This is a genomic window from Streptomyces sp. NPDC029014 (assembly GCF_055564695.1).
On sequence record NZ_JBVHVT010000171.1, the window covers coordinates 1 to 5376 of the forward strand.

The window sequence follows — 5376 nt, forward strand, 5'->3', positions numbered from 1 at the left end:
GGCGTCCTACGAACCATTCACCCGACCGCTCAAGCTCCTGGGCATCAGCTGACCAGCACCCCGGCAAGATCACCACGACTTTGAATCAGCCCTGGGAATGGGAGCGGTCCGCGACCACCCATGTCCGGCCCGAGGCGTACGTCAGAACTTCGGTGTTCTCAGGCGGCCCGGTGGGGACCGGGAATGCGTCATCGACGTTCTCCGGGAAAGCGATGAACCATGACGCACTCAAGGAATCCCCCTAGCCAACCCAATTTGCGCGCGGCGATCAGATGATCGCCGTGCCCTCACCGTCGTTGCTGGCCCAGCCGTACCACATCGTGAGCTCGGAGAACTCACCGATGGGCAGCATCTCGGGCGCCTCGTACTCGACAACCTCGTGGTCGTTCATTTGTGTCACCCCCTTCGCTCGATTGATTGAGAACCTAACAAGCGGGAGCGGGGATCTGCGAGAACGATTTTCCGAAGCTGCCGCCCGTGATGGCCGGAAGTCACGATACGGGCAAAAGTGGAATGCGAAATTCCAATTGCGAGTACATGGTAGATGCACTGGTCTCCCGGTGGGTCAGGCGTGCGTCGCGGCGCCCCGCGCACGCGGCAGCGGTGCGCCGCCCGGCTGACCGAAATGGCCGAATGAGGCCCTCTTGACCGTGAAGTGCACCTGAAGTACTCCCGTCCACACGAGGGCCGATCCCAGCAGGTGGAGCATCACGACGAGGGAGGGCAGCGCCGTCAGCGACTGCACGAGCCCCACCACGCCCTGGCCCAGCAGCACGGCGAGGAAGACGGTGGCCTTGCGCCGCGCGGCACCGAAGCCGTCCCGGGGCAGTGCGGACAGCAGCACTCCGGCCAGGACCAGGACCGCCCCGGCCAGCACCCCGTGGACCACGGTCACGACCGTCCAGTCGAAGGGCATGCGCGCCACGTCGGAGGAGTCGCCCGCGTGCGGGCCGGAACCGGTGGCGAGCGTGCCCACGACGACCAGCAGGGCCGTCACCGCGACCAGGACCGCCGACAGCGACCGGATCCGCGCGGCGGTCCGCGGCGCCAGCGGGGTCGTCACGCCGGGCCGGACACCCCCGCCACCCTGGCCGCTCGCCTCACCCGCAGCACGGTCAGCACCAGCACCGGCACCTTCGTCGGCGTACGCCGCGTGCCAGGTGTACACCGCGGCGGTGAGCAGCAGCGTGGCCGCGAGGAAGTGGGCGGCGACGATGTACGGGCTCAGCCGCATCCATACGGTCACTCCGCCGACGACCGCGTTCAGCACCACGATCCAGAACTGGGCCCAGCCCCCGCGCAGCACAGCGGGCATCGGCTTTTCCTGGAGGCGTGCGGTAATGATGACCCAGCCCACCACCGCGCACAGCACCCCGGTCAGGAGCCGGTTCCCGAATTCGATGGCGCCGTGCACTCCCATTTCCGCAGTGGGGGCCAGCGTCTCTCCCGTGCACATGGGCCAATCGGTGCAGCCGAGACCGGAGCCGGTGACGCGGACGATTCCACCGGTCACGATGATCGCGATACTTGCCACGACCGAGCCCAATGCGGCCCGTCTGACGCTTCTCACTCCGAGCGAGTACCTGCCGGCAAGCCATGAGAGGGGAGTTCGCACGATCAGCCTTCCTCTTATTTCACTTTTACGTGTTATGGCACGGAACCCCAGCCTACGCCGCGCGCTTACCCCGGCCTGACGGGGCGTCGCCCACGGAAGGGAGAGGGGAAACAGAGGCGGATTCGGAGCGCGCTCCGGCGCGGGCGGACGGGCTCCGACGGCGACTTCCCGGGCGGGTCCCGACCGCTGCGCCGCGTCGACCCGACGGCAGCGCCCGCCGACACGGTACGGACCCTGCTCCGACCGTTCAGCCAGGACGCCTCACTGCCCGGGCCCGCTGCCCTGCAAGGACCGAACGCGGACTGCTCGGCCCCGCCCACGGGCGCTGTACCGGTCCAGGTCGGCCACGCCCAGTGCGGTACCGACCGAACCGGGCGTGGCCGGAGCCCCCGCCGGGCGGTCCGTTCGTGTGCCCGACGAGCCGGTCCCCGCGCTCGCTCCGCGCGTCGCGGCTGTCTCGAACACGCGGACAACGCGAGCGCTCGACGGTGTCGAGGTCGACGGACCCGGACACCTCCAGGGCCTTGGCCCGGCCCGGCGCGATGCCGTCGCGCCACCCAGGTTCGCGCCGGTTGCGGATCCGGTCCGCGGTGCCGCGCTGGAGCCGGTGGTAGCGGATCGTGTGACGGTCGGTCGCGGTGTACAGCGCGATCGCGGCCGGTGTCCAGGGGTTCGACGAGAGTGCGGGGGAGACGGAGGTCGAGGACGAGCCCGGTTTCACGCAGACCCGCCGCACTTGCCCGAACGGGCGCGGCTTCTCCGGCCGGCCCCCGTACACCGGTGGGGCTGGGTAGCGGTTCACCCGGTCATGAAGGCCGTCAGTGCAGGGCGGTCGAGGTCGGTTCGCGCACTGATCCGCTCTGTTGCCGTGGTTCGCCGAAACGGCGCGGGGCGGGGTCGAGCCCTGACTACGGTCGGGGCGTGCCGGTGGAGTTCGTGGAGGGGCGGGTGGCCTCCCAGGCCGCCTCGATCATCTGGAAGGTCTCGTCCACCGCGGCCTTCGGATCGGCCGCCTCACGGGCCAGCGAATAGGCGTCGATCGCGAACCTCGCGATCGCCCGGCAGGCCGTCGTCGTCCGCGACAGGTCGGGATCGGCGGCGATGGCCGTTGCCAGCGACTCCGCGTGGCGCAGTCTCATCGACTCCTCGTACTTCCGCAGGGCGGGGGACGCGTCGATCATGCGCCAGATCGGGGCGGCCTCGTCCGCGGTGCAGTGGCGCACCAGGGCCTGGATCTCGCGGCGCAGCGCGAGGATGAGCGGCTCGTGCGGCGCCCGGTCGGCGACCGCCCGCATGAGGCGTTGCTCGAAGTCTTGGTCCTGCTCGAACACCAGGGCCTCTTTCGAGGCGAAGTGAGAGAAGAGCGTGGTGACGGCGACGTCGGCCTCGGCGGCCACGTCACGGATGCCCACCGTGTCGTACCCGTGTTCCAGGAAGAGTCGCAGGGCGGCGTCGGCGATCTTCTGGCGGGTCACAGCCTTCTTGCGCTCACGGCGTCCGGTCGGCACGGTCATGCTCTTACGCTATCAGGTGCAAATCCATAACGAGTACAAAACACTATCCGTTAGTGTTACGGTCGTTCGCATGAAGAAGGTGAGCTTCGCCGAGTTCGGCGGTCCGGACGTCCTGCAACTCGTGGATGCCGAGGAGCCCCATGCGGGCCCCGGCCAGATACGCATCGCCGTGCGGGCGGCGGGCGTGAACCCCGTCGACTGGAGACTCCGTGAAGGCCAGGTCCTGGGGGCCCATCCCGTCGAGTTGCCCTCCGGAGTCGGGCTGGACGCCTCCGGGGTGGTCGACGAGGTCGGCCAGGGCGTCGAAGGGGTCGAGGTCGGCGACCAGGTGTTCGGCGAAGGGTCGAGCACCTATGCCGAGTTCGCCGTGCTGTCGGCCTGGGCCCGCATGCCCGTGGGGCTGACCTTCGAAGAGGCGGCCGGGTACCCCTCCGTGGTGGAGACCGCGCTGCGCGTCATCCGCGAAGTCGGTGTGCACGCCGGGCAGACGCTGCTGGTCAGCGGTGCGTCCGGGGGAGTCGGATCGGCGGTGCTGCAGATCGCCCGGGACCGGGGCATCACGGTGATCGGCACGGCGGGAGCCGCGAACCAGGACTATCTGCGGAGCCTGGGTGCCCTCGCCACGACGTACGGGGAGGGCTGGGTGGAGCGGGTGAGCGAGCTCGGCCGTCTCGACGCGGCTCTGGATCTGGCCGGCTCGGGCGTGATCCGCGAGCTCGTCGAGCTGACCGGGGACGCGCAGAAGGTGGTCTCCATCGCCGATCTCGATGCGCCACGGTTCGGTGTCCGTTTCTCCGGCGTGGCCGGGAGTGTGCCGGAGGCGCTCGCCGAGGCCGTCGGCCTCATCTCGCGGGGAAGGCTCCACATCCCGGTCGAGAAGTCGTACACGCTCACCGAGGCCGCGGCGGCGCACATCGACAGCAAGGCCGGTCACACGCGCGGGCGCAGGGTGCTGGTCGTCTGAAGCTCCCACCGGTGAACGGGTGCGCTGGTGGCAACGGGTGGGCGCCCAGCAGGGTCGAGGCTGTCGGGTCGAGGACCCGGCGGCTCGTGGGGCGGCCACGCAGCGCACCGCACCGCCGGCCGTGAACCGGACGTGCGGGCGTTCGCCTGGGCACGTGGCTTCAGTTCCCCGTGGCACGGACAGAGGTCTCGGGGCGCGAAGCGCCGAGGAAGGCGTCCCCGCGCCGTCCGGGGGCAACGTCGCAGGGACGGCTGGACGGGTCGTGGCGCGACGAGGCGAAGGGGTGCCGCGGTCCCGGACCGAACCGGGCGGTTTTTCGGAGGGCGAACGTTGAGGCTAGCGTGATCGCCATGTACGAGATCAACGGCGTGAGAGCCACGCCAGGTGGGCGGATACGCGTCCAGTTCCACGAAGACGGCTTCGTTGTCAGGCCGGATCAGCGCGTAGGCCGTACCGCCGAGAAGCTCCTCGGCGAAGAAGCCGGGTGCGTCACCGCACTGGTGCTGCTCGCGTCGGTGGGCCTTTTCAGCCTGCTCCGGAAGGTCGGAGCGCCGGATGCCGCCATCGAGGCCTGTCTGTGGGTGGGCATCGTCGCGGTCTGCTACGGGGCGCTCCTCGCGCTGCTGCACTGGACCTCCGGAGTGGTGGCGAGCGTCGTGTTCTTCCTGCTCGTGGTGGTCACCCTCCCGGGACTGCTGATCCCGAGCTACCGGCGGACAGTGATGCGTCGGTGGCGCGGTGGCGGCGACGAGAGGGAGCCGGGGTGGGTTCCCGGTGCGGCCCTCGCCGGAGTGTGGCACCAGATTGACCCCGGCGTCGGCGCCGTGGTGACGGTCCAGCAGACAGACGGATCCGTCACCGCCTACGTTCCCCCGCCCGACAAGGCACGCGACCTGTACGACCGCTTCGACGCGTTGCTGCGCCGCCCGCATCCGGGCCTGGCGTCCCACCAGCAGCCCGCGCAAGGCACCCCGGTGCATCAGCCGTGGCAGGGGTACGCACCCCAGCAGGCCGGCTACCACCCGGGGCCGCAGGGGTACGCACCTCACCACCAGCCCGGTCACCACTCGGGCCACCCCCGCGGTTGACCCGGGCCCGGTGGCGGACGCGGAAGCGCTTCACGCGAACGCGTCGCGCCCTGAAGCGTCGCTGACCGGGACCGCGTTACCGGGGAGGGGACGGCGTGGCGGCGTGGGGGGGGGGGGGGGGGGGGGGGGGGGGGGGGAGGGGCGGAAAAAAAAAAAAAAAAGAAAAAACACAAGACGGAGAGGAGTGAGGGGGGT

The 5376-nt window shown here is 70.1% G+C and carries 5 protein-coding genes; 2 read left to right on the top strand and 3 right to left on the bottom strand.

What is annotated here, in order from left to right; translation table 11 throughout:
* Positions 1 to 268 precede the first annotated feature (268 nt).
* From ACZ4VL_RS39965 to ACZ4VL_RS39975, 3 genes are all read right to left on the bottom strand, one after another.
* Entirely contained in the window at positions 269 to 391 is a 123-nt protein-coding gene (locus ACZ4VL_RS39965) for a lasso RiPP family leader peptide-containing protein (protein WP_133895650.1), read from the bottom strand.
* A gap of 174 nt (positions 392 to 565) precedes the next feature.
* Positions 566 to 1615, bottom strand: a complete 1050-nt coding sequence (locus ACZ4VL_RS39970) for a COX15/CtaA family protein (protein WP_468210761.1) — start codon at positions 1613 to 1615, stop codon at positions 566 to 568.
* 908 nt (positions 1616 to 2523) lie between these two features.
* The gene (locus tag ACZ4VL_RS39975) at positions 2524 to 3129 is read right to left on the bottom strand and encodes a TetR/AcrR family transcriptional regulator (RefSeq protein WP_468210764.1); all 606 of its coding nucleotides are present in this window, start codon (positions 3127 to 3129) and stop codon (positions 2524 to 2526) included.
* Positions 3130 to 3199: 70 nt separating this feature from the next.
* Between ACZ4VL_RS39975 and ACZ4VL_RS39980 the strand changes: the two genes are divergently transcribed.
* Positions 3200 to 4093, top strand: a complete 894-nt coding sequence (locus ACZ4VL_RS39980) for an NADP-dependent oxidoreductase (RefSeq protein ID WP_468210767.1) — start codon at positions 3200 to 3202, stop codon at positions 4091 to 4093.
* A gap of 350 nt (positions 4094 to 4443) precedes the next feature.
* Positions 4444 to 5181 (top strand): hypothetical protein, encoded by a 738-nt coding sequence (locus ACZ4VL_RS39985; protein ID WP_468210770.1) that lies wholly within the window; start codon positions 4444 to 4446, stop codon positions 5179 to 5181.
* Positions 5182 to 5376 lie beyond the last annotated feature (195 nt).

Coding starts and splice junctions, on each gene's coding strand:
- ACZ4VL_RS39965 (WP_133895650.1), bottom strand. CDS start 391: ATGAACGACCACGAGGTTGTCGAGTACGAGGCGCCCGAGATGCTGCCC.
- ACZ4VL_RS39975 (WP_468210764.1), bottom strand. CDS start 3,129: ATGACCGTGCCGACCGGACGCCGTGAGCGCAAGAAGGCTGTGACCCGC.
- ACZ4VL_RS39980 (WP_468210767.1), top strand. CDS start 3,200: ATGAAGAAGGTGAGCTTCGCCGAGTTCGGCGGTCCGGACGTCCTGCAA.
- ACZ4VL_RS39985 (WP_468210770.1), top strand. CDS start 4,444: ATGTACGAGATCAACGGCGTGAGAGCCACGCCAGGTGGGCGGATACGC.